Origin of the sequence: Bittarella massiliensis (ex Durand et al. 2017) (assembly GCF_017566145.1) — a bacterium.
GTDB lineage: Bacteria > Bacillota > Clostridia > Oscillospirales > Ruminococcaceae > Bittarella > Bittarella massiliensis_A.
This window is the reverse complement of the sequence record NZ_JABFCL010000014.1, coordinates 1-24506: the sequence shown is the minus strand read 5'-3', so window position 1 is coordinate 24506 and position 24506 is coordinate 1. Positions and strand designations below refer to the sequence as shown.

The window sequence follows — 24506 nt, the reverse complement described above, 5'->3', positions numbered from 1 at the left end:
TGGCCGCTCAGAACTGGGCACCGGGTGTGCGGCAGGGGCGGGCCAGCCAGGTCTCCTTTTGCACCCAGACCGAGCAGGAGCCGCCGCCGACTGGCAGGGTGACCCAGCCGTCAGCTCCCACGGCGATCTGTTCCCTCTGGCCGCCCAGGCAGTCAATCAGGGTCTTGCCCGCCAGATTTGGCCCGGCAAAGAGCCGCTTTTGCCCGCCGGGGCCGTCGGTCAGCACGGCACAGAGGCCGGAACCGGGGTGGCTGGGGTCGCCCTGACGGCTCCACCCCACCACATCCCGGTCGTCGAAAGCGTCGATCTGGGGGCCCCAGGCGCAGGCCTGCCGGGCCCAGAGCAGGGCGGAGAGGGGTTGGCCCACCGGGGCGATCCCGTCGTGGGGGATGCCGTAGTAGTCGCCGTAAAAGACACAGGGCAGCCCCTCGCTGCGCAGGAGGATGTAGGCGTAGGCCAGGGGTTTAAACCACCCGTCTACCCAGGACTGCAGCGCCTGGCCGGGCTGGGTGTCGTGGTTGTCTACAAAGGTGACCGCCAGCTGGGGCGCTCGCTGCACCAGGGCGTTTTGACCCAGGGAGCCCATGTCGAAGTTCCCCCCGCTGTGGGAGGCGGTGCAAAACTGCTGGTGCAGCGGCACGTCAAAGAGGGAGAGGGAACCGCCGGTGACCCCAATGTAGTGACAGAGGGCGTCGGCGCTCTGGTTCCAGTACTCCCCCACGGCAAAGACCGGCTTGCCGGTGAGGCGGCGCAGGGCGTGCAGCCAGTCGCGGAAAAAGGTGAAGCGGATGTGCTTGGCCGCGTCGATGCGAAAACCGTCCACCCCGGTCTCATCTAGGTACCACAGCCCCCAGCGGGTCAGCTCCTCCACCACCTGGGGGTTGCCCAAGTCGACGTCGGCCCCCATGAGATAGTCGTAGTTGCCGTTTTCCCGGTCGACTTCGCTGTCCCACTCCTTGCCCTGAAACTTGAAGATGGCTTTTTCACCGGTGGCATCGTCCCAATCGATGCCGTCAAAATGGCTCCAGTTCCAACAGAAGTTAGAATAGCGCCCGCCCCGGCCGGGGAAGGTGAAGGAGGTCCAGGCCGAAATGGGACGGGCTGGACCGGTCTGCCGGTATCGGTCCACCCAGTCATAGGGGGTGGCAGCCACCTGCTCGGTGCCGTCAGCCCCCATGCGGTGATCCAGCACTGCGTCGGCCCAGACGGCGATCCCCTCCCGCTGGAGGGCCTTGACTGCCGCCAGATACTCGGCCTTGGTGCCGTACTTGGTGGCCACCGACCCCCGCTGATCGAATTCCCCCAGGTCGTAGAGGTCGTAGACGCCGTATCCCACGTCCTCCCTGCCGGCTGCTCCCTTGTAAGCGGGGGGAAGCCAGAGGGCGGTGATCCCGTCGGCTGCCAGGCGGGCAGCTTCGGCCTCGGCCTGCCGCCAGAGCCGGCCGTCTGCGGGGAGATACCACTCAAAATACTGCATGGCAGTGGGGTTTTTCACAGAACAACCTTCCTCTCTTGCCGGGGCGCGCGCCCCGGGAAACAATGACAACATCATACCTCCATTCCCCGCAAAAGGCAACCGCCCGACCGTTGACAATCGGGGCGCCCGACCGTACACTAAAGGCAACGATCCGTTGAGAGGGGAGGAGCGCAGATGGGGAAAACCATCCTGTTGGCCGGGTTCGGCACCGCCCGTTGGACCGATTACGCCCCCGCTGCCGGCGCATTGGAGGGGGAACTGGCCGCCGCCTTTCCCGGCTGGTCGGTGCAGCGGACTTTTGCCAGCTGCCGTTTGGCGGCGGCCCTCACCCAGCAGGGACACCCCACCCCCCACCTTCCCGCTGCCCTCGAGGCGCTGGCGGCAGCAGGAGGGGCGCTGGCCGTCCTCCCCACCTATCTGGCAGCTGGGGGGGAGTACGCCGCCCTTGTCGCCCAGTTGGCCGCCCTGCGCCCCCGGTTGCCGCGCTTGGCGGTGGCTCGCCCCCTCCTCTTCAGCGAGGAGGACTGTATCCAGGTGGCCCGCGCGCTGGCCGGGGGCATTTCGCTGGAGGAGGACGAGGGCCTGGTGTTGATGGCCCACGGCAGCCGTGCGGCGGGGATGGCCCCCTATCGGCCCCTGGCGGCTGCCCTGCCCGCGCGGGTGGCGCTGGGGGCCATGGTGAGCGGCGGCCCCGAGGCGGCGGGGCAGCAGCTGCTGCGGGCGGGGTACCGCCGCTGCGCCCTGGCCCCCCTGTTGGTCTGCGCCGGCGGACATGTCCGGCGGGAGATGGCCGGCCCCGGTCCCGACAGCTGGCTCTCCCGCCTGCGGGAGATGGGACTGACTGTTCGCCCGCTCTGCCAGGGGCTGGCCGAACTGCCCGCCCTGCGGGCCCTCTACTGCCGGCACCTGGAAAACGCCCTGGCCTCCGCCGGTCTCGACTCGGTTTGACAGGGATCGCCGGCGGATGGTATGCTTGTCTTATATACCGCGAAAAGGGGTTTTGAGAGATGAAGAAAATCGTGCGGATGCTCTTTCACCGGGTGGTGCTGGTGGGGGCGGCCATCCTCCTGCAGTTGGCGCTGCTGGTGCTGATGCTGGTCCGGTTTGAGCAGTACTTTGTCTACTTTTTCCTCATTTGCTTTCTGCTCAGCTTGCTGGTGGTGCTGATCATCATCAACGGCCGCAGCAATCCCGGCTACAAGATCGCCTGGATCATCCCCATCCTCCTCTTTCCCATCTTTGGCGGGCTCTTCTACCTGATGTTCGGGCAAAACCACCTCTCCCGCCGCGAGAAGAGGCAGATGGCCCCCCTGCGGGAGGAGGTGCACCGGCTGCTCCCCGCCGAAAACCCGGTGCTGCGTCAGTTGGAGGAGGAGGACCCAGAGGCGGCCAACCAGGCCAGGTACATTGAAAAGCGGGCCTACGCCCCCCTCACCAAGGACAGTTTCAGCGCGTTTCTCCCCTCTGGAGAGAGCAAGTTTGAGCAGATGAAGGCCGAGTTGGAGCGGGCCGAGCGCTTTATCTTTTTGGAGTACTTCATCATCGAACCGGGGGTGATGTGGGACAGCATCCTCGAGATTTTGGTGCGCAAAGCCGCCCAGGGGGTGGACGTGCGGGTGATGTACGACGACCTGGGCAGCATCATGACCCTGCCCTACCGCTACGACCGCCAGCTGGAACAGCTGGGCATCAAGAGCTGCGTCTTCAACCCCTTTGTGCCGGTGCTCAGCAGCCGCTTCAACAACCGCGACCACCGCAAGATCTGTGTCATCGACGGCCACACCGGCTTCACCGGCGGCATCAACCTGGCCGACGAGTACATCAATGCCTATGAAAAACACGGCCGTTGGAAGGACTCGGCCATCCTCCTGCGGGGGCGGGCGGTGGACAACCTGACGGTGATGTTCCTCACCGTCTGGGATTTCACCCGGGGCGAGACCGAGGACTTTGCCCCCTTCCTCTACGACGCCAAGCGGGACGGACCGGTCTCCGCCGGAGATGGCTACGTGCAGACGTTCTGCGACAGCCCCTTGGATGACGAGGCGGTGGGGGAGACAGTCTACCTCAACCTCATCAACAAGGCCAAGCGCTATGTCTATATCACCACCCCCTACCTCATCATCGACAACGAGATGGTCACCGCCCTCTGCATTGCCGCCAAGAGCGGGGTGGACGTGCGGATCATCACCCCCCATATCGCCGACAAGTGGTATGTTCACGCTGTCACCAGGGCCTACTACGAGTCGCTGGTGGAGTGCGGGGTCCGCATCTACGAGTACACCCCGGGATTTATCCACTCCAAAACCTTCTCGGTGGACGACGAGTACGGGGTGGTGGGGACCATCAACATGGACTACCGCAGCCTCTACCTCCACTTCGAGTGCGCGGCCTGGCTCTACCGCACCCGCAGCGTTTTGCAGATCAAGGAGGAGTTTCTCCGCACCCTGCTGGAGTGCCAGGAGATCACTCTGGACGACTGCCGCAACGTGCCCTGGCCAAAAAGGTTGGGCCGGGCCTGTCTGCGGGCCTTTGCCCCGCTGATGTGACAGCCGCCCTTAGGGGAGAGCGGCCGAGCACCCAGGGCGCCCGGCCTTTTTCCCGTGAAATTTGTTTTCGAGTATACCGTTTTTTAGATGCAGCATAGGCCGCGCCGGTGGTGGGGAGAGAAGAAAAACACAGTTTGGTCACAATTTTTTCGCAGGTGGGTCAAAATTCTCCCCTATACTAGATCATCAGTTGACCGGTCTGTTGTGCCGGTGGGAGAAAGGGAGGATGAGCGATGCCGATGGGCGGCCTTTGGGGGCGAATCCGCCAGCTCATGGCCGGACGGCGGGGGGTGGATGGACTCTCCCTCTTTTTGGTTGCAGTGGGGGCGCTGCTCTCCTTTGTGGGACAGCTGCTGGGGCAGCGCTGGGTGCTCTGGATCTGTTGGGCGATCTGGCTCTTTGCCTTCTGGCGGATGCTCTCCAAAAATACCGAGGCCAGAGAGCGGGAGAACCGGTGGTTCCTCGGCTGGTTTTCTCCGGCGGCAAAAAGGGCGGCCCTCCATGCCGCCGAGGCCCCGCAGCGCCGTGCCGAGAGGGAGGCTCGACGCGCCTACCGCATCTTCAAGTGCCCCGGGTGCGGGCAGAAGCTGCGGGTGCCCCGCGGGCGGGGGAAGATTCAGATCCACTGTTCCCGCTGTGGGCGGGATTTTGTCAAAAAGAGTTGAAAAAAGAGCCGAAGGCAAACGCCTTCGGCTCTTTTTCTTCCCTGTCCCCCTGGGGAGGGGCGTTTCACTACATGTCGTCGTCCAGCAGCTGGATGCCAGCGCCGATGAGATGGGGCCCAGTGTGGGAACCCAGGGTGCAATCCACGATCCCCTCGAAGTGGCGCTGATAGGCGGGCACCTTCTGCCGCAACAGCTTGGCTGCCTTTGCCCCGTCCTCGGGGGCGTCTCCGTGGGCGGTGGCAATGTTGCAGCGCCGCCCGGGACGGTAACAGTCGGCTGCCAGTTGGGTCACCCGCTCGATGGACTGGGCCCGCCCTCGCACCTTGGCTACATTGATGAGCTCCCCCGCCGGGGTGAAGGAGATGATGGGCTTGATCTGCAGCATGGTGCCGGCAATGGCGGTGATCTTGCCGATGCGACCGCCCTTTTGCAGGTACTCTAGGGTGTCCACGCAGAAAAAGACGGTGGTGTTGGCGATGAGACGGGGGATCAGGGCGCAAATTTCGTTCCAGGTGCGCCCTTCCTCCACAAAGCGGGCCGCCTCCAGCACGGTGAGACCGGTGCCCAGGCTGCCGCTGCGGGTGTCAAAGGCCGCCACCTCCAGCCCGGGGAACCCCTCGCCCATCAGCTTGACAGTCTGGTAGGTGCCACTGAGACCGCTGGAAAAGAGGATGGCCAGCACCCTTTCATATCCCTGTTCCCGCATCTGGGCAAAGAGGCTGAGGATGGTTTCGCCCGAAGGGAGAGAGGTTTTGGGCAGTTCCTCCGCCATTCGCCGGTAGACCTGGGAGGGGGTGATGTCCACCCCGTCACGAAAGTGCTCTTCCCCAAAAGAGATGGTCAGGGGAAGGGTGAAAATTTGGTGCCTGGCCGCCAGTTCGGCGGGGATGTCGGCGCAGGTGTCGGTGAGTATGGCAATTTTTTGGGGGTTCAAAGGGGACACATCCTTCTTTCGCCGCGCCCTGCAGCGCGGCATAAAATCGTTTTGAGGGGAACGCGTAAAAAGGGCCGTCCAGCCAGGGCAGCCATTCCGGCTGCCATTCGTTGGCGGCCACGCGGTAGAGTTATCTTATATGATAACAGGATTTTAAAAAAAATCGAGAAAAATTCGTAAATTTTTTGATTTTCGCCCTTCACAACTTGACTTTGGCTGCTATCACCTGTTTTTGCCGAGGCGGCCAGCGCCTCCTTTGCTAAAAAGTATAGCACACAGCGGCGGTCGCGGTGCGGGAAAAGGCGGACGGTTGCCCTTGTCTCAAAGGCAAAAAGTTGGTATCCTGAAGGGCGAAATGGGGCCTGCCTGACAGCGGGCTTTGCACAGAGAAAGGCGGAGTGAGACAATGGAGCGGGAATACATTCACCTGGAAAATCTGCGGGAGCACAATCTCAAGGGCATCTGTCTGGACATCCCCAAGCGGGCCGTCACCGTGTTTACCGGGGTGTCGGGGTCGGGCAAATCCTCTTTGGTATTTGACACCCTGGGGGCCGAGGCCCAGCGCCAGTTGGGGGAGACCTATTCGGCCTATGTGCAAAACCGGCTGCCCAAGTTTCCCCGGCCCAAAGCCGGGGTCATCTCCCACCTCTCTCCGGCGATCGTGGTGGGGCAAAACCGTTTGGGCGGCAGTTCCCGCTCCACCGTGGGCACCGCCACCGACTTGCAGCCCCTGTTGCGCCTCCTCTTCTCCCGGGTGGGCCGCCCCAGCGCCGGGAGCGCGGGCTCCTTCTCCTTTAACGACCCCGAGGGAGCTTGCCCCGACTGCAACGGCCTGGGGGTCAAGACCGCCCTGCGAGAGGAGCTGCTGCTGGACTTTGACCGCTCCCTCAACGAGGGGGCCATCCTCTTCCCCGTCTTCCCGGCCGGCTCCTGGTACTGGAAGACCTATGTCCTCTCCGGCCTCTTCGACTGCGACAAGCCCCTGCGCGACTACACCCCTGCGGAGCTGCAAATCCTCCTCCACGGCAAGCCGGGGGCCAAGGTGGAGCTGCCCTCCAAGTCGGGCCCCTTTGTCTTTGACTACGAGGGGCTGGTGGAGAAGATCACCCGCCTCTTCATCCTCCGCAAACAGGAAAACCTCTCCCAGCGGGTGCGGGAGCAGATCGCCCCCTTCCTGCACAGCGGCCCCTGCCCCACCTGTCACGGCGATCGCTACTGCCAACGGGTGCTCGCCTGCAAGATCGACGGGCGCAATCTGGCCGACTGGTGCCGGATGGAGGTGGACGAGCTCCTCCCCCTGGTGCGCTCCCTCAAAGGCGAGGTGGAGGCCCCCATCGCCGCCGCCATTGCCGAGAAGCTGCAGCAGCTGCAGGACGTGGGGCTGGGCTACCTCAACTTGGGGCGGGAGACCGCCACCCTCTCAGGTGGGGAGAGCCAACGGGTGAAGATGGTGCGCCACCTGGGCAGTACCCTCTCCGATCTGCTCTACATCTTCGACGAGCCCAGCATCGGCCTCCATCCCCGGGACCTGCCCTTTCTCGGCCGTCTCTTTGCCGGGCTGCGGGACCGGGGGAACACGGTGTTGGTGGTGGAACACAGCCGCGAGGTGATGGCCATGGCTGACTGGGCGGTGGACATCGGCCCCGGCGCGGGGGAACAGGGGGGCGAGGTGGTCTACCAGGGCCCCCCGTCTGGCCTGACGGGCTGCGAGAGCGCCACCGGCCGCGCCCTGCGCCAACCCCTGCGCTTGGCAGAGCCCCGTCCGCTGGGGGAGTGGCTGCCCCTAGAAGCGGGGCGAGAAAACAATCTGGCCGGCTTTTCCACCGCCTTTCCCAAGGGGGCGGTCACCGCCCTCTGCGGCCCAGCAGGGTCGGGGAAGAGCACCCTGGCGCGGGCCTTCTGCCGCCAGTACCCCGAGGCGGTGCTCATCGACCAGGGGGGGATCGGCACCTCTCCCCGTTCCACCCCCGCCACCTATACCAAACTCTTCGACGAGATCCGCGCCCTCTTTGCCGCGGCGGCCGGAGTGCCCGCCGCCCGCTTCTCCTTCAATTCCAAAGGGGCCTGCCCCGACTGCAAGGGCGCGGGCTACGTCTATACCGACCTGGCCTTTTTGGAGCCGGTGCGCACCACCTGCAAGACCTGCCAGGGCCGCCGCTTTGGGGAGGAGGTGTTGGCCTATACCCTGCGGGGCAAGAACATCGCCCAGGTGTTGGACCTCTCGGTGGAGGAGGCGCTGGACTTCTTCACCGAGCCCAAGGTGGTTCGCCCCTTGCGGCTGCTGCAAGAGGTGGGGCTGGGCTATCTCTCCCTGGGGCAGCCGGTGAGCACCCTCTCGGGCGGCGAGTGCCAGCGCCTCAAACTGGCCGCCCAGCTGCGCAGGAAAAGCCCCCTCTACCTCTTTGACGAGCCCACTGCCGGGCTGCACATCTCCGAGGTGGAGCGGCTGCTGGCCATCTTCCGCCGCCTGACCGATCAGGGGAGCACGGTGCTGGTCATCGAGCACGACATGCAGGTAATCGCCCAGGCCGACTGGGTGCTGGAATTGGGCCCCGGCAGCGGCAGGCGGGGGGGAGAGCTGGTCTTTGCCGGAACCCCCGCCCAGCTGGCGGAAGAAAAGACCGCCACCGGCCTCTGCCTAAAGCAGGCCCTCCTGTAAAAAAGGGGTTGACCTTGTCACAGTGGCAAGGTGTATCCTGGTTTCACGGTTCGAACCAGTACGACAATCGACAGGAGGATACCATGTACACCATCGGCGAATTTTCCAGGCTGACCCGGGTCTCGGCCCGGATGCTGCGCCATTACGATCAGCTGGGGCTGCTCCGCCCCGCCCGGGTGGGGACGGACAACGGCTACCGCTACTACGAGGCGGCCCAGCTGCGAGAGCTGCTGGCCATTCAAAAGCTGCAGCGTTTCGGCTTTCCCCTGGCGCAGATCCCCGGCTTGTTGCAGCTGTCCCCGCAGGAGTTGGCCGCCCGGGTGCGGGCGCGGTACGCCCAGGCCCTTGCCGAACTGCGGGAGTTGCAGTACGCCCTTCGCCTGATGGAGGCGTGTATCCGCGACGCGGAGGGAACCAATATGAGCCAATCGGATATAAAGGTCATTGTGATGGAGACGTCGGCCCAGCGGGTGCTGAGCCTGCGCCGCAAGATCGCCATCGGCGAGGTGCACCAGCTCTTCGCCGACCTCCACCGCCAGGTGGAAAAAGAGGGGCTGCGCCGCACCGGCGTCACCCAGATGCTCTTCCACGGGGAGGAATTTAACTACGACGAGATAGACGCCGAGGCCCAGGTGGAGGTCTGTGGCGAAGGGGAGGGGGTCTCTCTGCGCCCGGCCATGCGCTGTGTGGCGGCGACCTACACCGGCCCTTATGAGGGGATTCACGTCGCCTATGACGCGGTCTGCAGCTATCTGGCAGCCCATCCCGAGTGGCGGGTCTGCGGCCCCTCGGTCGAGCGCTACATCCGCGACGAGGGGATGGTCTCCGACCCGGCGGAGCTGGTGAGCGCCGTCCTCTTCCCGGTGGAGCGGGCAGAGTAGCGCGGCGGGCGAAAATAGGGAATGGGCGGCTCGGCGGTTGGTGCCGGGCCGCCCATTTCCTGTTTTTCGCAAAAAAGCCACCCAAAACCAATGTGGGCTGTGGCTGCGCCTGGGCGGTGGAGGTACAATGGGAAAAACGCCTGTCTGCACGGGGCAGACGGCGAGAAAAGGCGAGGTGCGAGATGAACGTCTTATACCATGTGGATCAGATGGAAGCCTGGCAGCTGGCGGCGGGGAACGCTCTGAATATGGACGATTACTGCCGGCGGGAGGGGATTTTCTGCCAAATGGAGATTGTGGCCAACGGCCCGGCGGTAAAGGGGCTGGTGGAGCCGGCAGCGCCCTACCTCTCTGCCCTGGCAGAGCTGGCGGAAAAAGGGATGGTGGTGGCCGTCTGTCAAAACGCCCTGCGGGCCAATCAGATCGATCCCCGGCAGTTGCCGGGCTTTGTGCGGGTGGTTCCCGCGGGGGTGGTGGAGATCGCCCAAAAGCAGGAAGAGGGCTTCTCCTACATCAAGCCCTGACCCAAAGAGGTTTGGGCAAAAAGCGCCCCGGCAGGCCGATTGGGCCGCCAGGGCGCACTCTTTTTTACAGGGGGAGTTCATTTTCGGTGGAGAAAAGGAGAGGTGGGCGATACGGCTCCCCCTCCATCTCGCCGGCATAGAGGGCGAACTGATTTTTGCCCCGGCTCTTGGCGGTGTAGAGGGCCCGGTCTGCCCGCTGCAGCAGGGCTTTGTAGTCCTTCCCGTCGGCGGGATAGCGCACGCAGCCTACGCTGGCCGAGATGCCCGGGGACGGGTGGCCCAACTCCTCGCCAAAAAAGCGGCAGATCTCCCCGGCCTTTTTGGCCAGCAGGCCTTTCCGCTCCATCCCCTCCAAGAAGACGGCGAATTCGTCGCCGCCGACACGGGCCACCATGTCGGTGGCCCGCAGCTTTTGGGGCAGTTTGGCGGCGATCTCCCGCAGCAGCCGGTCTCCTGCCAGGTGGCCCCCGGTGTCGTTGACCGCCTTGAAGTTGTCCAGGTCCACAAAGAGAAGGGAGAAGGGCTGCCTCGCCGGGTCGCAGACAGCCGCGTTCACCCGGGTCTCCAGCGCCTGGCGGTTGTAAAGCCCGGTCAGGTAGTCGTGCATGGCCTGCTGCCGCCAGCGCGCCGACTCCCGCTTGAACTCGTCGATGCTCGAGAGTTTGCCCATGTACCCGGTGCAGAGCCGATCGTTTTCCCCCTCCCAGAGGGAGCGCATGTAGAGTTCAAACCAGACCCGCTGCCCGCCCAGCACAGTCAGTTGCACCTCGGTGCGGTAGAGGGCGTTTTCCGGGGTGAGGGCTTGCAGCTCCCTCTCGATGCGCCGCAGGTCCTCGGGGAAAATCTGTCCGGCACGGTGGATGTGGTCGCTGGCGTGGAGGATGCGCAGACTGTCGCCAAACACCTCCTGGTACTTCTCGGTGAACTCCACCGAATCATTTTGCCGGTCGTAGTCAAAGAGAATCTCCCCCGACATCTCCGAGAGCCAGTGGTACTTCTGCCGCTCCCTCTCCAACAGGGCCAGGGTGCGGTCACTGAGCTGCTGCGCCTCAGGCGGGTGGTAGCTGGCGGATCGCCGGAGGCCGATGGGCGGGGTGTAATGGGTCTTTCCCTCCCCGTCTTGCAGGTAAAGAGCTTGGTACAGCTCGTCTGCACACCGCAGAAAGAGGCCCAGCAGCAGAGGGTTGAAGACACCGCATTCCCCGCTGCGGATCATCTCCACCGCCACCGGATGGGGATAGGGCTTTTTGTAGACCCGCTGGCTCACCAGGGCGTCGTAGACGTCGGCCAGGGAGACCACCTGCGCCCAGAGGGGGATGTCGCTGCCGGCCAGCCCGTCGGGGTAGCCCAGACCGTCCCACCGCTCGTGGTGGTGGCGGCAGATGTCGTAGCAGTAGCGAAAGAGCTCTTGTTCTTGAAAGAAGGGGATGCTCTCGAGGATATCGCAGCCGTAGACGGTGTGGTTTTTCATCTCCTCAAACTCCTCGGCAGTGAGGCGGCCGGGCTTGTTGAGGATGTAGTCGGGAATGAGGATCTTGCCGATGTCGTGCATGGCGGCGGCGCTGGCCACCATCTCGATCTCCTCGGCGCCGAGGCGGTAGGCCGGGTACTCGGTGGCCAGCAGCTGCAAAAGCATTCGGGTGGCCTGACGAATCCGGCGCACATGCTGGCCCGACTCGCCGCTGCGAAACTCGATGACGGAGCTGAGCATGTCGATGATGGAGGCATTGGTGGTGCGCAGCTTCTCCGACTGGGCCTTGATGGTCTGCACCTGCTCTTCCACCAGTTGGGCCAGTTGGTTGCGCCCGCGAAAGAGCTCCACCGCGTTGCCCACCCGCTTGCGCACAATGGAGGGGTCGGTGATGGGTTTGCTGATGACATCCATCACCCCGTTTTCATAGCCCTGCAGGGCGATGTCAGCTGAGGTCTCGGCGGTGATGAGAAAGACTGGAATGCTCTCCAGCAGCCCCTGTCGGGCCAGTTCTTCCAGCACCCCAAAGCCGTCGAGTTCGGGCATTACCAGGTCCAGAAGCAGGGCTGCCAGCCGGTCTTTCTGCCGGGCGACAACCTCCAGGGCCAGGCGGCCGTTTTCCGCCTCCTCGATCCGGTATTCCCGGTAAAAAATTTCCCGCAAAATCGCGCGGTTGAGCTCAGAGTCATCGACGATTAAAAGGGTGTCGCGGCAGGGTGCCTGCACGGGCAGTCCCTCCTTTTTAGGCAATTCTAGGAGTGGCTTTAGGGGTCGCAGCGGGCAACGGCGGAGAGGACGTCGCGATGGCGATCGCGCACCCCCTCCAGAAGAGGGGAGAGGGCAGCCCCCTCTTCCCCCCGGCGCAGGGCGGCAACCACGTCTGAGGCGGCCTGCGCCAGTTCAGAAAAGCCCAGGTTGGCAGCGACCCCTTTCAGGGTGTGGGCAAACCGCTCCGCCCCCGCCCAGTCGCCGGCGGCGACCGCCTCTTCGAGAAGGGACATGTTTTCGTCCTGGGGGAATTTGTGGACAAACTTCTGGTAGAGGGCGCGGTTGCCCATAAACCGGCGCAGGGTCTGTTCCCCATCTGCCACTACCGGGCGCAGGGCTTCCATCAGCTCCATCAAAACCACTTCCTTTTGCCACCAGGTCAAAACCGGCGGTAGACTGTCATCATTATACATCAAATAAGCCGGTTTGTGACAGGTTCCCCCTATTTCTTTTGCCCTTCCTGTGGGGAGATGGGGTGCAGGGCACGATAGAGGGCGTCAAAGAGGATGGGCGGGTCCACCGGTTTGGCCAGGTAGTCGCTCATCCCCGCCAGTTTGGCCCGCTCCACCTCCTCCTGAAAGGCGTTTGCGGTCATGGCGATGATGGGGACCGCCGCTGCGTCCGGCCGGGGCAGGGTGCGGATGCGCTCGGTGGCCTCTATCCCGTCCATCACCGGCATGCGAATGTCCATTAGCACCGCCCGGTAAAAGCCGAGGGCGCTCTGGGAAAAGCGCTTTACCGCCTCGGCCCCGTTGGCGGCGGTGTCCACCGACAGCCCCCGGCTGTGCAGCAAGGCCAGGGCGATCTCCCGGTTGATCTCGTTGTCCTCCACCAGGAGAAGGTGTTCCCCGGCAAAGGCGGGCTCCTCCTCCCGAGGGGGCTCAGGGCGGTCCTCGTGGGGGGTCGCCGGCAGAAGGGGCAGGGTGACAGTAAAGACGGTACCTCGGCCCACCTCGCTCTCCACCGAAATCTGTCCGTCCATCAGGTGGGTCAGGTTGCGGGCAATGGTCAGGCCCAGACCACTGCTCCCCGGGCTGCGCCCACCACCAGACGTCTCCTGTTCAAAGGGCTCATACATCCGCTTGAGAAAGTCCTTGCTCATTCCCTGTCCGCTGTCGACCACCCGAAAGCGAACCATTGGCTTGCCGCTGGACCCCTCTGCCGGCGCGGCCTCCAGGGAGATGCTTCCCCCTTCGGGGGTGTACTTGAGGGCGTTGGAGAGCAGGTTCATCAAAATCTGATTGAGGCGAAGGGCGTCCCCCAGATAGGCTGGAGCCAGCCCTGCGGCGGAAATGGAGAAGCGCTGTCCCCGCGCTCGGGCCTGGGGGGCGCAGACGGCCTCGATCCCCTGCAGGAAAGGGGCGGTGTCAAAGGGCTCACGCGCAATGTGTATCTTCCCGCTCTCGATCTGGGACATGTCCAGCACGTCGTTGATGAGGGAGAGGAGGAATTTGGCCGAGACATCGACCTTTTCCAGGCAATCGGCCGCCTTCTCCGGCTCTCCCAAACTCTCCTTGGCAATGCGGGCCATCCCGATGATGGCGTTCATTGGGGTGCGGATGTCGTGGCTCATCCGCGAGAGGAATTCGGTTTTGGCCTGGTTGGCCCGCTCGGCCAGTTCCAGCGCATCCATCAGGGCGGTGCGGCGGCGCTCCTCCTGCCGCTTGGCCTCGTCCATATCCTTGAGGTAGAACATCACCCGGCAGCTCCCGGGTTCCCGGCTGATCTCCTGGGCCTGCATCGAGTACCAGCGGTAGTCCCTGTCCGGCGATGGGCGGCGCAGGGCCTCCAGGTAGACTTCTTTTCGGCCGCGGGCAAAGGCCTGCTTGAGGGCCTCGGGGGCAAAGGACTGCAGGTAGGCCTCCCGGTCGTTGGGGTGCACCAGGTGCTCCACCGTCCAGTGGAAATTCTCCTCCAGCCGGTAGGGCAGGGGAGACTGGGTCAGGCTGCCGTTTTGCCGGCTCCACAAAAAGACCTGGTCGGTCTCCAAATCCCCCTCGAAGACCGCGTCGTAAAAGGCGCTCACCGCCGAGGAGAAGCGCAGGTCGGCTTCCCGCTGCTGTTCCTGCGCGGTCTTGAGCCGGTGGACGTCCTGGTAGACCAGCAGTACCTTCTGGTCGCTGTCGACATGATTTTCCAGGCGGATCATGGTCATCTCCACCCATCGGTATTGGCCGCTGCGGTCTTTGCGGCGCAGGGTGCGCATCACCCGCTGGGCCCCCTCGGCCAACTGGCGGCGGATGCTCTCCAGCGAGAAGGCGGCCAAAAAGAGGGGCTGGTCGTCGGGGTGGACCAGTTGCCGGCAGTAGGTCTCGTTGGTCTCTTCAAAGACCCCTTCAGAGGGGATGAGACCCCAGGTGGCGTCCGATTTGCGCAGCAGATAGCGGCCCTGGGTGACGTTGAGGGTGACGCACTCCTCAAAGAGGGCGGTGACCCCGGTGGTGAACTCCTCCCTGGCCTGTTCCATCTGTTTGCGGGCGTCAATGGTGGAGGTGAGAAGCAGGGTCATCACCTCCCCGCCGGCCTGGCGCGACAGCTGGACTGCTGTCATGGCCACCCAGTGGTAGTTTCCGTCGGTTCCCTTGCGGCGAAATTCTCCCCCGACAGAGGGCTGTCCGGCGGCAAAGGTCGCCAGCAGGTTCTCGGGTCCCAAGGTGTGGGCAAAGGTTTCCCGCTCAGACGGGTGGATGTTGGCCAGCACCTGTCGGTAGGCTGTCTCTGCCCCGCGGGAAATGGGCGGGTAGGTGCCGCGGCTCTTGGCATAGACTATCTGGCGGCGGGTGATATTGGTGCAGAGCACCTCATCGTAAATTTGGTTGAGGGCCACCTCCAGGCTTCCGTCGGCGATCCGGCCCCGGGTCTCGGCTGCCCGCACCTCCTCCACATCCTGCAGGGCCATTAGCAGGGTGTCTTTTTGCCCCCTGAAATGGGAAAAGGAGAGCTCCTTCCAGCGAAGGGAACCGTCTTTTTCCAGGGCCTGCAGATAGAGGATATGCGCCCCCTGCTCCCCGAGGCCGCTCAGAATGGACTGCGGCTGCAGCGCCGCCGCCATCCGCTCCCGGTCCCAGGGGCAGACCGAGCGGGCGACAAAGGCGTGGGCCGCCGGCGCAAAGTGGTCTCCGTCCAGGGCGAAAAGGCTGCTGTCGTCCCGGTAGACGCAGTGGCACTCCCAGCCGGGCAGATCGATGACCGCCAGCAGCTGGTAGTCCCGGCTGCCCACAAAGTTGCAGACTTGTTGCAACAGGGTGCGCCGGGCCTCCTCCTCTTTTAGGCGGCCGATGTCCCGCAGGGTGCCCACCACCTGGATCACCCGTTCCCCCTGGCGCACGGCGTCCCCCTGGTACAAAAACCAGGAAAAATCGGTTTCACCGGGCCGGCGCATCCGCACCTCGGCCCGCCCCAGCTGGCCGGCCATCATCGCCCGCACCTTCTCAAAGTCGTCGGGGTGGACGGTTCCCGCCTCCTCCAGGGTTTCCAGATAGCGGGGCAGCGCCTGTCGGGACCCCTCCGATCCCCCTTTGCGGGAGGTGAAGAGGTCGCTTTTTAGGTCATAGACAAAGAGGGCGTCCGCCGAGCTCTCCACCGCCAACTGGTACCGGGCCTGCTCCCGCTCCCGCTTCTGCTGGGCCTCTCGGCGCAGGGTCACATCCAGCAAGACGGCCAGGTAGACGGGGGCGTTCTCCACGCCGCCCACCCGGCGCCCCTCAAGGTGCATCCAGAAGGGGTGTCCGCCCTCCCTCTCCACCCGGCATTCAGCGCGCAGGGGAAGGCCCTGCCGGTGCTGCGTCTCCAGGGTTTGGCGCAGGGCTTCCCGCTCCTCGGGCAGAACCAGGGTGAGCAGCCCCCGGCCCACCGCGTCCGCCGGCAGGCCCAGCAGGGTGTGAAAGGCGCGGTTGGTCTCCAGCAGGGGCAGTTCTCCCGCCAGCGCGAACTTGGCGATCCCGCCGGGCAGGCTGTCGTAGGTGGCCTCCCGGTCCCTCTCTAGCTGGCGGCGCTCGGTTACATCCACCGCAGTGCCGAAATAGATCGGGCAACCCCCCTTTTCCCCTACGCAGGAGGCCTGGCCGTGATACCACCGGGTCTTGCCCTCCCAGCTCACCGGAATCTCCATGTCCACTGTGGCCCGCTTGGCGGCCGCCCGGCACACCTGTGCGGTGAACTTTTCCCGCAGGGGCGCGGGCAGCTGGGAGAACATCCCCTCTCGGCACTCCCGCTCCCCGACCCCGAAGAGTTCCCGGTAGCGGCGGCTGGCTTCCAGCAAGAGCACCTGTCCGCCCTCCACCAAAAATTTGGCGGTGAGACCGCCGGCGTTCTCGGTGGCCACTGCAAAGGAGCTCTCCAACTCCTCCTGGGCCTGCTTTTCCGAGTCGATGTTGCGGCAGAGGGTGATCTGCCACTGGTCCTCCCCTTGGGCGCAGGGAAGGGGGAGGACCCGGGTCTCGGTCCAGTGGTAGACCCCGTCGTCCCCCAGCTGCAGGTGCTGCATATAGCGCTCTTCCACCCCCTCGGCAAAGGCGTTGAGGAGATTTTCCCGGGAAAAGGTGCGGGTGAACTCCGCCCGATAGAGGGGGTGCATGGTGGAGGCCCCCACCTCAATGAGCTGGTCGAAGCAGCCCTCCTCGGCTGCCTGATGGCTGTCAAAGTGTTCGTAGGCCACCATGGCGTAGTGATTTTGAGTCAAATTCACCGAGATCACCATGGGATAGACCCTGGCCATGGCTGCGGCCAGCCGTTCCCGCTCGGCCACCGTCTCCTGTTGGGCCGGGGTGGGCAGTTGGGGTGCGGCGCAGATCAGACAGGCGGTCTCTTCCCCCCAGAGCAGGGGGAAGAGACTTACCTCCATCCCTGGCCCAAAGGGGGTGTTGGCGGCGAGAAAGGAGCAGGGCTCCTCCACCTGCCATCCAGCCGGACGGCGGCCGGTGAGAGCGGGCCAGATCGAGGCCAGCGCCCCTCCCTCCTCGGCGGCGGGAAGGGCCTCTCGGCAGCGGCTATTGAGATAGAGGATGCGCCCGTCTTTCCGGGCGGCGACACAGGCGAACAGGCCTGCCAGGTGGTCGAGCAGTGCGGTTGCGGACAGTCGATCCAAAGAAAGCCCCCCTTTGCGTTGTCCCGCCCCGTGCGGGGCGGCGGTCTCTCCGGCGCGCAGGGCCCCGGCTGGTTTGCAGATGAGTGATGTCGATCTGCTGAAAAAGCGGCTGTTTGCAGATGGCAGGCGCCCTGAAAAAGGCAGCGAATTGTCTGCTCCCATTGTACTTCCCCGCCGCATATACTGTCAATTGAACGCTGTGATTTCCCGTCCGGCGGGGGGAGGCGGTTGCGGCCTTGCCCCCGCCGGTGCTATACTGGGGCAAAACCGGCTTTCCTGTCCAGCAGCGGCGAGGAGAGCGACCGTGTTCGAGAGGGGAGGAGAACAGATGCAGTTTGGCTATACCATCCCGCTTCAGCGCCGGCTGGGGGTGCGGGGTCTTCCGCCCCCAGAAGGGCGGGACCTGGCTCTCTGCTGGGACCTGCACCGGGTCCCTCTGGCGGGGCGGGAGGGGCTGCTGGGGGTCAACGCCTCCAGCCGCCTGGCCTTTTTCTGCTGGGGTCTGGGTCCTGGGCAGTGGGGCGATCTCCCCGCCTTTGCCATGGAACAGGTGGACCGTCTTCTGCGATCCAGCGGCGTCCCTCCTGCAGTGGGGGAACGCTACCTGGCCCTGGCGGGTCCGCCGGTCTGCACCCGGACCCATGGCCGCCGGCCGGTGGCCTTTTTAAACCGGGCGGTAGACGCCCTCTTTGCCACGGGGGCCCAGCCTGACCCTGCCGATCTGCCCCAGCCCCTGTTGGAAGAGGCCCTCAACAGCGGGTGCTGCCGGGCGGCGGGCTTTTCCGAACAGGGGCGTCCTCGCGATTTTTTTCGCGCCGACCTGGCCCGGCTGTTGGGCAACCCGGCGAGCAGGGGAGAGGAGGAGAGTTGACATGTTGGTATCCACCAGAGGGCGGTACGCCCTGCGGGTGATGGTCGACCTGGCCGAGCAGGGCAAAGCGGGGTTCACCCCCCTTAAAGAGATTGCCGCCCGGCAGGAAATCTCGGAAAAATACCTGGAGAATATCGTCAAGGGCCTTGCTGCAAATGGCCTGTTGCGGGGACAGCGGGGAAAGGGGGGAGGCTATCAGCTGGCCCGCCCGCCAGAGGAGATCTCGGTGGGCAGCATCCTCCGCCTCACCGAGGAGAGTCTGGCCCCAGTGGCCTGTCTGGCCCCCGGTCAACAGCCCTGCCCCCGCGCTGGTGGTTGCCGTACCCTCCCCCTCTGGCAGGCCCTCGATGAGCTGATCGCAGGCTATCTCGACGGGGTCTCGGTGGCCGACCTGGCAGCGGTCGAAGGGGAGGCCGCCTCCTGAAATATCCATTGACAAAGGCCGGTTTCAACCGGTATACTGACATCACCCAATAAACACACTAAGAAAGTAGGTTGATCTCGTGCTCCCATTTATCCGGTTTGCCGCAGCCCCTTCTGCCCTCCGCACAGGGCGCTGTTGTCGCTGCTGTCGATAGCCCGTCAGGGCAGAGCGTGCGCGTACGGCAAACGACGAATGGACACAGGAGGTCTGCAAGATGAAAAAAATTTATCAGTCCCTTGACCAGCTGGTGGGGCACACCCCCCTGCTGGAACTCACCAGAATCGAGGAAGAATATAAGCTGGAGGCCAAGTTGATCGCCAAGCTCGAGGGGTTCAACCCCGCCGGCTCGGTCAAAGACCGCATCGCCAAGGCCATGATCGAGGACGCCGAGGCCCGCGGCCGGCTGGGCCCCGGTTCGGTCATCATCGAGCCCACCTCGGGCAACACCGGCATCGGCCTCGCCTCGGTGGCCGCCGCCAAGGGTTACCGGGTCATCATCGTCATGCCCGAGACCATGTCGGTGGAGCGCCGCCAACTCATGGCCGCCTACGGGGCCGAACTGGTACTCACCGAGGGTGCAGGGGGAATGAAGGCGGCCATCGCCAAGGCCGGGGAACTGGCCGCCCAGATCGAGGGCAGTTTCCTCCCCGGCCAGTTTGAAAACCCCGCCAACCCGGCCGCCCACCGGACCTCCACTGGCCCCGAAATTTGGGAGGACACCGACGGCCAGGTGGACATTTTTGTCGCCGGGGTGGGCACCGGCGGCACCATCACCGGGGTGGGCGGTTATTTAAAGGGGAAAAACCCCGCCCTCCAGGTGGTGGCGGTGGAGCCCGCCGCCTCCCCCGTATTGGCAGGGGGAGGCGCTGCCCCTCACAAGATTCAGGGCATCGGCGCGGGCTTTGTCCCCCCGGTGTTGGACACTGCTGTCTACGACGAGATTGTCCCAGTACAGGATGCCGATGCCTTTGCCGCTGCCCGGACAGTGGGGCGGCGGGAGGGCTTGCTGGTGGGCATCTCCTCCGGCGCCGCCATTTGGGCGGCCATCCTCCTAGCCAAACGGGAGGAAAATCGGGGAAAGACCATTGTCGCCCTGCTGCCTGACACCGGCGACCGCTACCTCTCCACCCCCCTCTTTGGTGGGGAGGCAGCGCCCCAGTAGCCCCCGGTCAGCAAAGTTCAATTAAAAAACGAGCGCCGCGCCCTGTGAAAAGGACGCGGCGCTCGTTTGCCGTCAGAGGATAGGGGAGAGAAGCCCGCCGTCTAAATTGCCGCAGTGCAGGAGCTTGGACGCGCCGGTAAAACGGGTTGGCAGGGTTATCACTTTTGCGCTTCCCCGTCGCCGTACAGAGCGAAGCTGCCTTTGTTCTGCTGTTTGACGGTGTAGAGGGCCGTGTCGGCATGGCGGTAGAGGCTGTCGAAATCCCTCCCATCTGCCGGGGCCAGGGCGATGCCGACGCTGGCCGAAAGGGGGCAGACCCCCTCGTCCAGGTTCATGGGCCGGTTGAGGGTGGCCAGAATCTCGCGGGCTTTCTGCTCCGCGACCGCCCGGTCGGACAGGGCGAAAAAGACGGCGAACTCGTCACCGCCGATCCGCCCCACCACGTCGCCCTCTCGGAAAGCACCCTTCAGACTCTGGGCGAAGTGAAGGATTACCCGGTCCCCCGCGGCGTGGCCAAAGCGGTCGTTGACCTGCTTGAAGTTGTCAATGTCCACAATGAAAAAGGCGTGCAGCTGTTGCCCTCCGCTCTCCAGCAGCTGCTGGATTTGGGATTGGGTGGCGGTCTTGTTGAGCAGCCCTGTCATCGGGTCCCTTTGAATCTGATCGAGCACCTGCTTCTCCTGCCTCTTGATGGTGTCGATGTTTTGCCGGTAGGTGAACATGTGGATGGACTGGTCCTCTTTCCAGAGGACGATCTGGGCGACGATCCGCATCCAGTAGTAGTGCGCCCCGTCGGTGGAGATCATGAAATCGTACTGCAAGCTCTCCTCCCCCCGATGGTAGGTGTCGATCACGTGTTCGGGAGCGAAGGTGTCGATATACCCCTGGCGAAAATCCTCTCGGATCTGCTTTTCCGCCACAATTTTCAGCGCCTCGTTGTAGGGGGTGCCGGGGGGAACACCCAGACTTTCAAAGTACCGCTGGGTTTCCAGGTTTGCGGCCCGGTTGTGAGTGATGTCCAGCTCGTAGATGTTTTCAAACAACTGCTCGGTGGCCTCCTGAAAGATGGAGCGCCGCGCCTGCTCGGTGGAGCGGGTCAGCTCTATAATCCGCCGGTTGTAGGTGTGGATGATATAGCTGATGGCCAGGGTCACCCCCAGCACCACCAACAGCACAATCAGTGCCCCCTCTATGATCCTGCTCCGCAGTTGCTGGGTCTGGGCCGAGGTATCGTTTTCCACCAGCAGGTACCAGGAGAGGCTGGGGATGTAGTGGCTGCCCAGATAGACGCGGCCCTCCTCCCCGTCGTGCCAAAAGGCGGTGGCGTCTTCCCGCCCGGCGAGCAGCTTTTCCCGCAGGCCGGCGTAAGGGCCTGCCGCAAACAGGTCGGTTTCCTCGTACCCGGTGTGGTCGGTGGCCACCTGAATGATGCCCTCACTGTCCACCAGGCAGGTGCGCAGGGAGAAGCGCTCCTCGTATCCGCCCAGCAGCGATTGCAGGGTGGATACGTCAAACCCCACCCCCACCACCCCTAGGGGGGCGCCGTCGCTGTCGGAGATGAGGCAATTGATAAAGACGGTGATGGTGTTCCCTGCCGCCTGGTCGTTGTCCACGTTGAGAGAGTGGGGCTCACCCGATTGCAAAAAGCTGTAATACCAGGTGTCCTCCTCGTTATCGGGGGAGAGGGTGCGGTCGATCCCGTCGAAGTGGTAGTAGCGGCCGGTGAGCGCCGACACCAAGAAGACCGAGTCGTATTCGTACTTTTTCCGGTATCTGTTGAGATAGGCCGTCAGCGCGGCGATGTAGTCCTCGTCGTTCTGCCGCGCCCCCTCCTGGCGCAAGAGATCTTGCAGCAGGGTGTCGTTTGCCATGGTCAGCGACACCCCCATGGGCTTCATAAAGATCGATTCGATCTGGCGGTAAACGCCCTCGGCCGTCAGGGCGGTCACCTTTTCGGTATCCCTTTCAAATACGCCCAAATTGGAGCGGTAGCTCACGATCGAGGTGGCCAAAAAGCCCAAGAGGATGATGGCGCAGACAAAGAGGTTGGTATTTAACAGCACACGGTTTGATTTTTTTCGCTTCACCGGTCCGCCTCCTCTCTGCCTGTTTTTTTCCATTATACATCAAATAAAAGCCGCAGAGAACAAGATGTTCCAAAAAAGATAGATATTTAAAAGGGATCCTCGGGCGAGTGGGTGGCGAGCGTGCAAAAACAGAGCGGAAAAGAGGTGTTTTTGTTTTTGCAAAGGCAGAAAGAGGGGGGCCGTCCAGATGGCGGGATCGAAGAAAATCGGCAACGCTGCCCTTGTGAGGGAGTGCTGGCAAATAAAAAAGACGGTTTGTCAAAAAACAAACCGTCTTTTTTGGTGCGCCCGACAGGAGTCGAACCTGCGGCCTTTGGAGTCGGAGTCCAACGCTCTATCCAGCTGAGCTACGGACGCACATCAATGCGACGTGAATTATTATAACACAAAGTTTTTGCTTTGCAAAGCCCATACAAAACTTTTTTTAAAATGTTTAGCAGATTGCTTTCTTGTGGCCCTCGCCCAAAGGGGGTATACTGGTAGCAGCACACCAGAACACGCCCGCCGGGCGCACAAGGGGGAATTGCCAAATGAACGAACACCGCAAAAAAGTTATCCTCGATGTCGATACGGGCACCGACGACGCCCTGGCCATCCTCATGGCCCTCACCGACCCGGGATTAGAGGTCATCGGCATCACCGTCACCCAGGGCAACCAGCCCCTGGAAAACTGCGTCGACAACACCCTGCGGGTGGTCGACTTATTGGGGGCCAATGTGCCGGTCTACGCCGGCTGCTCGGCCCCCATGGTCCGCTCCCTCTCCAAGGGGCGGATGGCCCAAAATCCCGAAAACGTCGTCTCTGCCGAGGTGGACGGCAAACCGGTCATCCTTCACCCACCCCACCTCGACCTGCCCGCCCCCCACTCCAAACCACAGCAGATGCACGCCTGCTCCTACCTGGTCGAGACCCTCCGCCGCAGCGAGGAGAAGGTGACCATCATCCCCGTGGGCCCGCCCACCAACGTGGGGATGGCCTTCCGCATGGCCCCCGATTTAAAGGACCGCGTCGAAGAGGTGGTCTTTATGGGCGGCGCGGTGGACCGGGGCAACATCACCCCCGTGGGCGAAGCCAACTTTGTCCACGATCCCGAAGCGGCCAAAATCGTCCTCGACAGCGGTGTCAACTGCCGGGTGATCACCCTCAACGCCACCCACAGCGCCGAGATGACCCGGGCCGACGCCGACAAAATTCTCGCTCTGGGCACCCCTGTTGCCAAGTTTGTCGGCGAGCTGATGAAGGGCCGCATTCTGGTGGGGGAGGCTCTGGGCTGGACGGAAAAAGGGGAAAAGGCCGGCGACGCCCTTCACGACGCCCTGGCTGTGGCCGCCGTCATCGACCCCAGCGTCATCACCGACCTGCGCCGGCAGAGGTGCGATATGGACATTGCCGGCGGCGCCGCCGACGGCCAGCTGGTGGTGGAACACCGCAACGAAAACGACCAGTCGGTCAACACCTGGGTCGCCTACCGGGCCGACAAACCCAAGTTCTTCGAGATGCTCTACCGGCATGTCGAGGCGGCGGGCCGCCTGTAAAAAAGGAAAGGGGAAGTTTCTGTGAAAGCTCGCTTTTTGCACACCAATTTAAACGTCACCGATCTGGAGCGCAGCATCGCCTTTTATGAAAAGGCCCTCGGCCTGCGCGAGGAAAAGCGCAAGGAGGCTGCCGACGGCAGCTTTACCCTGGCCTTCCTCGGCGATGGCGAAACCGACTACCAGTTGGAACTCACCTGCCTGAAAGATCACCCCCAACCCTATGAGCTGGGGGAGAATGAGAGTCACATTGCCTTTCGGGTCGCCGATCGGGCTGCCGCCCATGCCCTCCACCAGGAGATGGGCTGCATCTGCTTTGAAAATGAGGCCATGGGCCTCTACTTCATCGAAGACCCTGACGGCTACTGGCTCGAAATTCTCGACTAGACTTGTCTCCGAGAAAAGGGGGGGCGGGGAATCTTCCCCGCCCCCTCTTTTTCGCAGTCTTACAATTCCAGAGAGAAAGACTGTCCCCGCTGCTCAATGCGGACCATCCGATCCCGGTACCCCGCCGCTCGGGGGTCGTGCTCCAGCCAGTCAAATACCCGGCTGTCGTCCCCAAAGTGCATGGGCAGCACCCACCCTACTTCGACACGGCGCAGAAAATAGTCCGCCCCGTGGAGATAGGCGGGCTGCCCCAGCCGCGGATCCAGGGGCAGAAAGGCGAGGTCGATCCGCTCCCCCGCCAGGCTGTCGATCTCCTTCTTATATAAAAGGGCCATTTGGCGGTTGTCCTCCTCCGGCTCCCCCTCCCAGTGCCACCAATTCAGATCGCCGCCGTGGTAGAGAGTCAACCCCTCGGTCTTGATGAGAAAGGCCACCCCTAGGTCGGTGGAGCGCAGCGCCCGCAGGGTGAAATCGCCAAAGTCCCGCTCCTCCCCCGGGGCGATAGAAGCGGCGATCCCTGGCCGGTGGGAGATGTCGTCTGAAAGGATATAGCGCACCCCGGGAATGGCCCCCCGCCAGCTAAAGATCACCCGGTTGAAGTGGTCAAAGTGACCGTGGGAGACCAGCGCCACCGTCTCTTTCCCCAGCGCTGCGATCTCCCGCGGGTTGATGACTCCGTGGCGCAGCCCTCCTGAAGGCGGGTCGTCCAGGTAGTAGTCAAAGACAAACAGGTGTTTTTCTGCCTCCAGGGCAAAACCGCTGTTGTAGAGATAGTGTACCGTCGCCTGCATGGCTATCGGCCTCCTTTGCCGGCAAAACTTGCCGTCCCTTTTTACAAATAGGGCTTCCATTTGTCTATTAGCATACCACCCCATAAGGGTCAAGGCAATGAAAATACAAATTGTATTTCAGTGAGGGACAACCCGGGCATTTCACCGGGTAAAAAATACCTAAAGTATAGGAAAACGCGGTTTATTAAAAAACTAAAAAAAGGTCTTAAAAATCTATTGACAGGGGGGAGGGGGACATGGT

General features: G+C 63.4%; 18 protein-coding genes and 1 tRNA gene. 11 read left to right on the top strand and 8 right to left on the bottom strand.

Annotated features, from left to right (window positions below; translation table 11 throughout):
- Positions 1 to 7: 7 nt before the first annotated feature.
- Positions 8 to 1495 (bottom strand): alpha-amylase, encoded by a 1488-nt coding sequence (locus HJY11_RS11785; protein ID WP_368041590.1) that lies wholly within the window; start codon positions 1493 to 1495, stop codon positions 8 to 10.
- Between the two features lie 156 nt (positions 1496 to 1651).
- On the opposite strand from HJY11_RS11785, the gene HJY11_RS11780 reads away from it, so the two are divergent.
- From HJY11_RS11780 to HJY11_RS11770, 3 genes are all read left to right on the top strand, one after another.
- Positions 1652 to 2425 carry a sirohydrochlorin cobaltochelatase gene (locus tag HJY11_RS11780; RefSeq protein WP_208076151.1) on the top strand — a complete coding sequence of 258 codons (774 nt, stop codon included), beginning with the start codon at positions 1652 to 1654 and terminating at the stop codon, positions 2423 to 2425.
- 59 nt (positions 2426 to 2484) lie between these two features.
- A complete protein-coding gene (cls, locus tag HJY11_RS11775) occupies positions 2485 to 4023 on the top strand; it encodes a cardiolipin synthase (protein ID WP_208076150.1) in 1539 nt (512 codons plus the stop codon).
- 233 nt (positions 4024 to 4256) lie between these two features.
- Positions 4257 to 4688, top strand: a complete 432-nt coding sequence (locus HJY11_RS11770; RefSeq protein WP_208076149.1) for a hypothetical protein — start codon at positions 4257 to 4259, stop codon at positions 4686 to 4688.
- Between the two features lie 67 nt (positions 4689 to 4755).
- Here HJY11_RS11770 and HJY11_RS11765 read toward each other — a convergent pair whose 3' ends face one another.
- A complete protein-coding gene (locus HJY11_RS11765) occupies positions 4756 to 5622 on the bottom strand; it encodes a DegV family protein (RefSeq protein WP_208076148.1) in 867 nt (288 codons plus the stop codon).
- Between the two features lie 406 nt (positions 5623 to 6028).
- Between HJY11_RS11765 and HJY11_RS11760 the strand changes: the two genes are divergently transcribed.
- From HJY11_RS11760 to HJY11_RS11750, 3 genes are all read left to right on the top strand, one after another.
- Positions 6029 to 8281, top strand: a complete 2253-nt coding sequence (locus HJY11_RS11760; RefSeq protein ID WP_208076147.1) for an ATP-binding cassette domain-containing protein — start codon at positions 6029 to 6031, stop codon at positions 8279 to 8281.
- Between the two features lie 14 nt (positions 8282 to 8295).
- On the top strand, positions 8296 to 9162 hold the full coding sequence (locus HJY11_RS11755) for a MerR family transcriptional regulator (protein ID WP_243764475.1): 867 nt from the start codon (positions 8296 to 8298) through the stop codon (positions 9160 to 9162).
- Positions 9163 to 9344: 182 nt separating this feature from the next.
- A complete protein-coding gene (locus HJY11_RS11750) occupies positions 9345 to 9686 on the top strand; it encodes a DsrE family protein (protein ID WP_208076146.1) in 342 nt (113 codons plus the stop codon).
- A gap of 64 nt (positions 9687 to 9750) precedes the next feature.
- On the opposite strand, the gene HJY11_RS11745 is transcribed toward HJY11_RS11750, so the two are convergent.
- The 3 genes from HJY11_RS11745 to HJY11_RS11735 form a co-directional block, all read right to left on the bottom strand.
- Positions 9751 to 11883 (bottom strand): GGDEF/HDGYP domain-containing response regulator, encoded by a 2133-nt coding sequence (locus tag HJY11_RS11745; protein WP_208076145.1) that lies wholly within the window; start codon positions 11881 to 11883, stop codon positions 9751 to 9753.
- A 38-nt stretch (positions 11884 to 11921) separates the two neighbouring features.
- Entirely contained in the window at positions 11922 to 12278 is a 357-nt protein-coding gene (locus tag HJY11_RS11740) for an Hpt domain-containing protein (protein WP_208076144.1), read from the bottom strand.
- 89 nt (positions 12279 to 12367) lie between these two features.
- Positions 12368 to 17011 (bottom strand): PAS domain S-box protein, encoded by a 4644-nt coding sequence (locus HJY11_RS11735; RefSeq protein ID WP_208076143.1) that lies wholly within the window; start codon positions 17009 to 17011, stop codon positions 12368 to 12370.
- Positions 17012 to 17339: 328 nt separating this feature from the next.
- Here HJY11_RS11735 and HJY11_RS11730 point away from each other — a divergent pair, with 328 nt between their 5' ends.
- From HJY11_RS11730 to cysK, 3 genes are all read left to right on the top strand, one after another.
- On the top strand, positions 17340 to 17882 hold the full coding sequence (locus HJY11_RS11730) for a DUF6933 domain-containing protein (protein WP_208076142.1): 543 nt from the start codon (positions 17340 to 17342) through the stop codon (positions 17880 to 17882).
- A gap of 1 nt (position 17883) precedes the next feature.
- Positions 17884 to 18306 carry an RrF2 family transcriptional regulator gene (locus HJY11_RS11725; RefSeq protein WP_208076141.1) on the top strand — a complete coding sequence of 141 codons (423 nt, stop codon included), beginning with the start codon at positions 17884 to 17886 and terminating at the stop codon, positions 18304 to 18306.
- A gap of 214 nt (positions 18307 to 18520) precedes the next feature.
- Positions 18521 to 19468 carry a cysteine synthase A gene (gene cysK / locus HJY11_RS11720; RefSeq protein WP_208076140.1) on the top strand — a complete coding sequence of 316 codons (948 nt, stop codon included), beginning with the start codon at positions 18521 to 18523 and terminating at the stop codon, positions 19466 to 19468.
- A gap of 158 nt (positions 19469 to 19626) precedes the next feature.
- Here the strand turns inward: cysK and HJY11_RS11715 are convergent, their stop codons facing one another.
- Positions 19627 to 21555, bottom strand: a complete 1929-nt coding sequence (locus tag HJY11_RS11715; RefSeq protein WP_368041589.1) for a diguanylate cyclase domain-containing protein — start codon at positions 21553 to 21555, stop codon at positions 19627 to 19629.
- A 280-nt stretch (positions 21556 to 21835) separates the two neighbouring features.
- Positions 21836 to 21912 (bottom strand) — tRNA-Arg (locus tag HJY11_RS11710).
- A gap of 173 nt (positions 21913 to 22085) precedes the next feature.
- Here HJY11_RS11710 and HJY11_RS11705 point away from each other — a divergent pair.
- Together HJY11_RS11705 and HJY11_RS11700 are read left to right on the top strand one after the other, a co-directional pair.
- The gene (locus tag HJY11_RS11705) at positions 22086 to 23090 is read left to right on the top strand and encodes a nucleoside hydrolase (RefSeq protein WP_208076138.1); all 1005 of its coding nucleotides are present in this window, start codon (positions 22086 to 22088) and stop codon (positions 23088 to 23090) included.
- A gap of 21 nt (positions 23091 to 23111) precedes the next feature.
- On the top strand, positions 23112 to 23474 hold the full coding sequence (locus tag HJY11_RS11700; RefSeq protein WP_208076137.1) for a VOC family protein: 363 nt from the start codon (positions 23112 to 23114) through the stop codon (positions 23472 to 23474).
- Positions 23475 to 23533: 59 nt separating this feature from the next.
- On the opposite strand, the gene HJY11_RS11695 is transcribed toward HJY11_RS11700, so the two are convergent.
- Positions 23534 to 24265, bottom strand: a complete 732-nt coding sequence (locus HJY11_RS11695; RefSeq protein WP_208076136.1) for an MBL fold metallo-hydrolase — start codon at positions 24263 to 24265, stop codon at positions 23534 to 23536.
- Between the last annotated feature and the right edge of the window lie 241 nt (positions 24266 to 24506).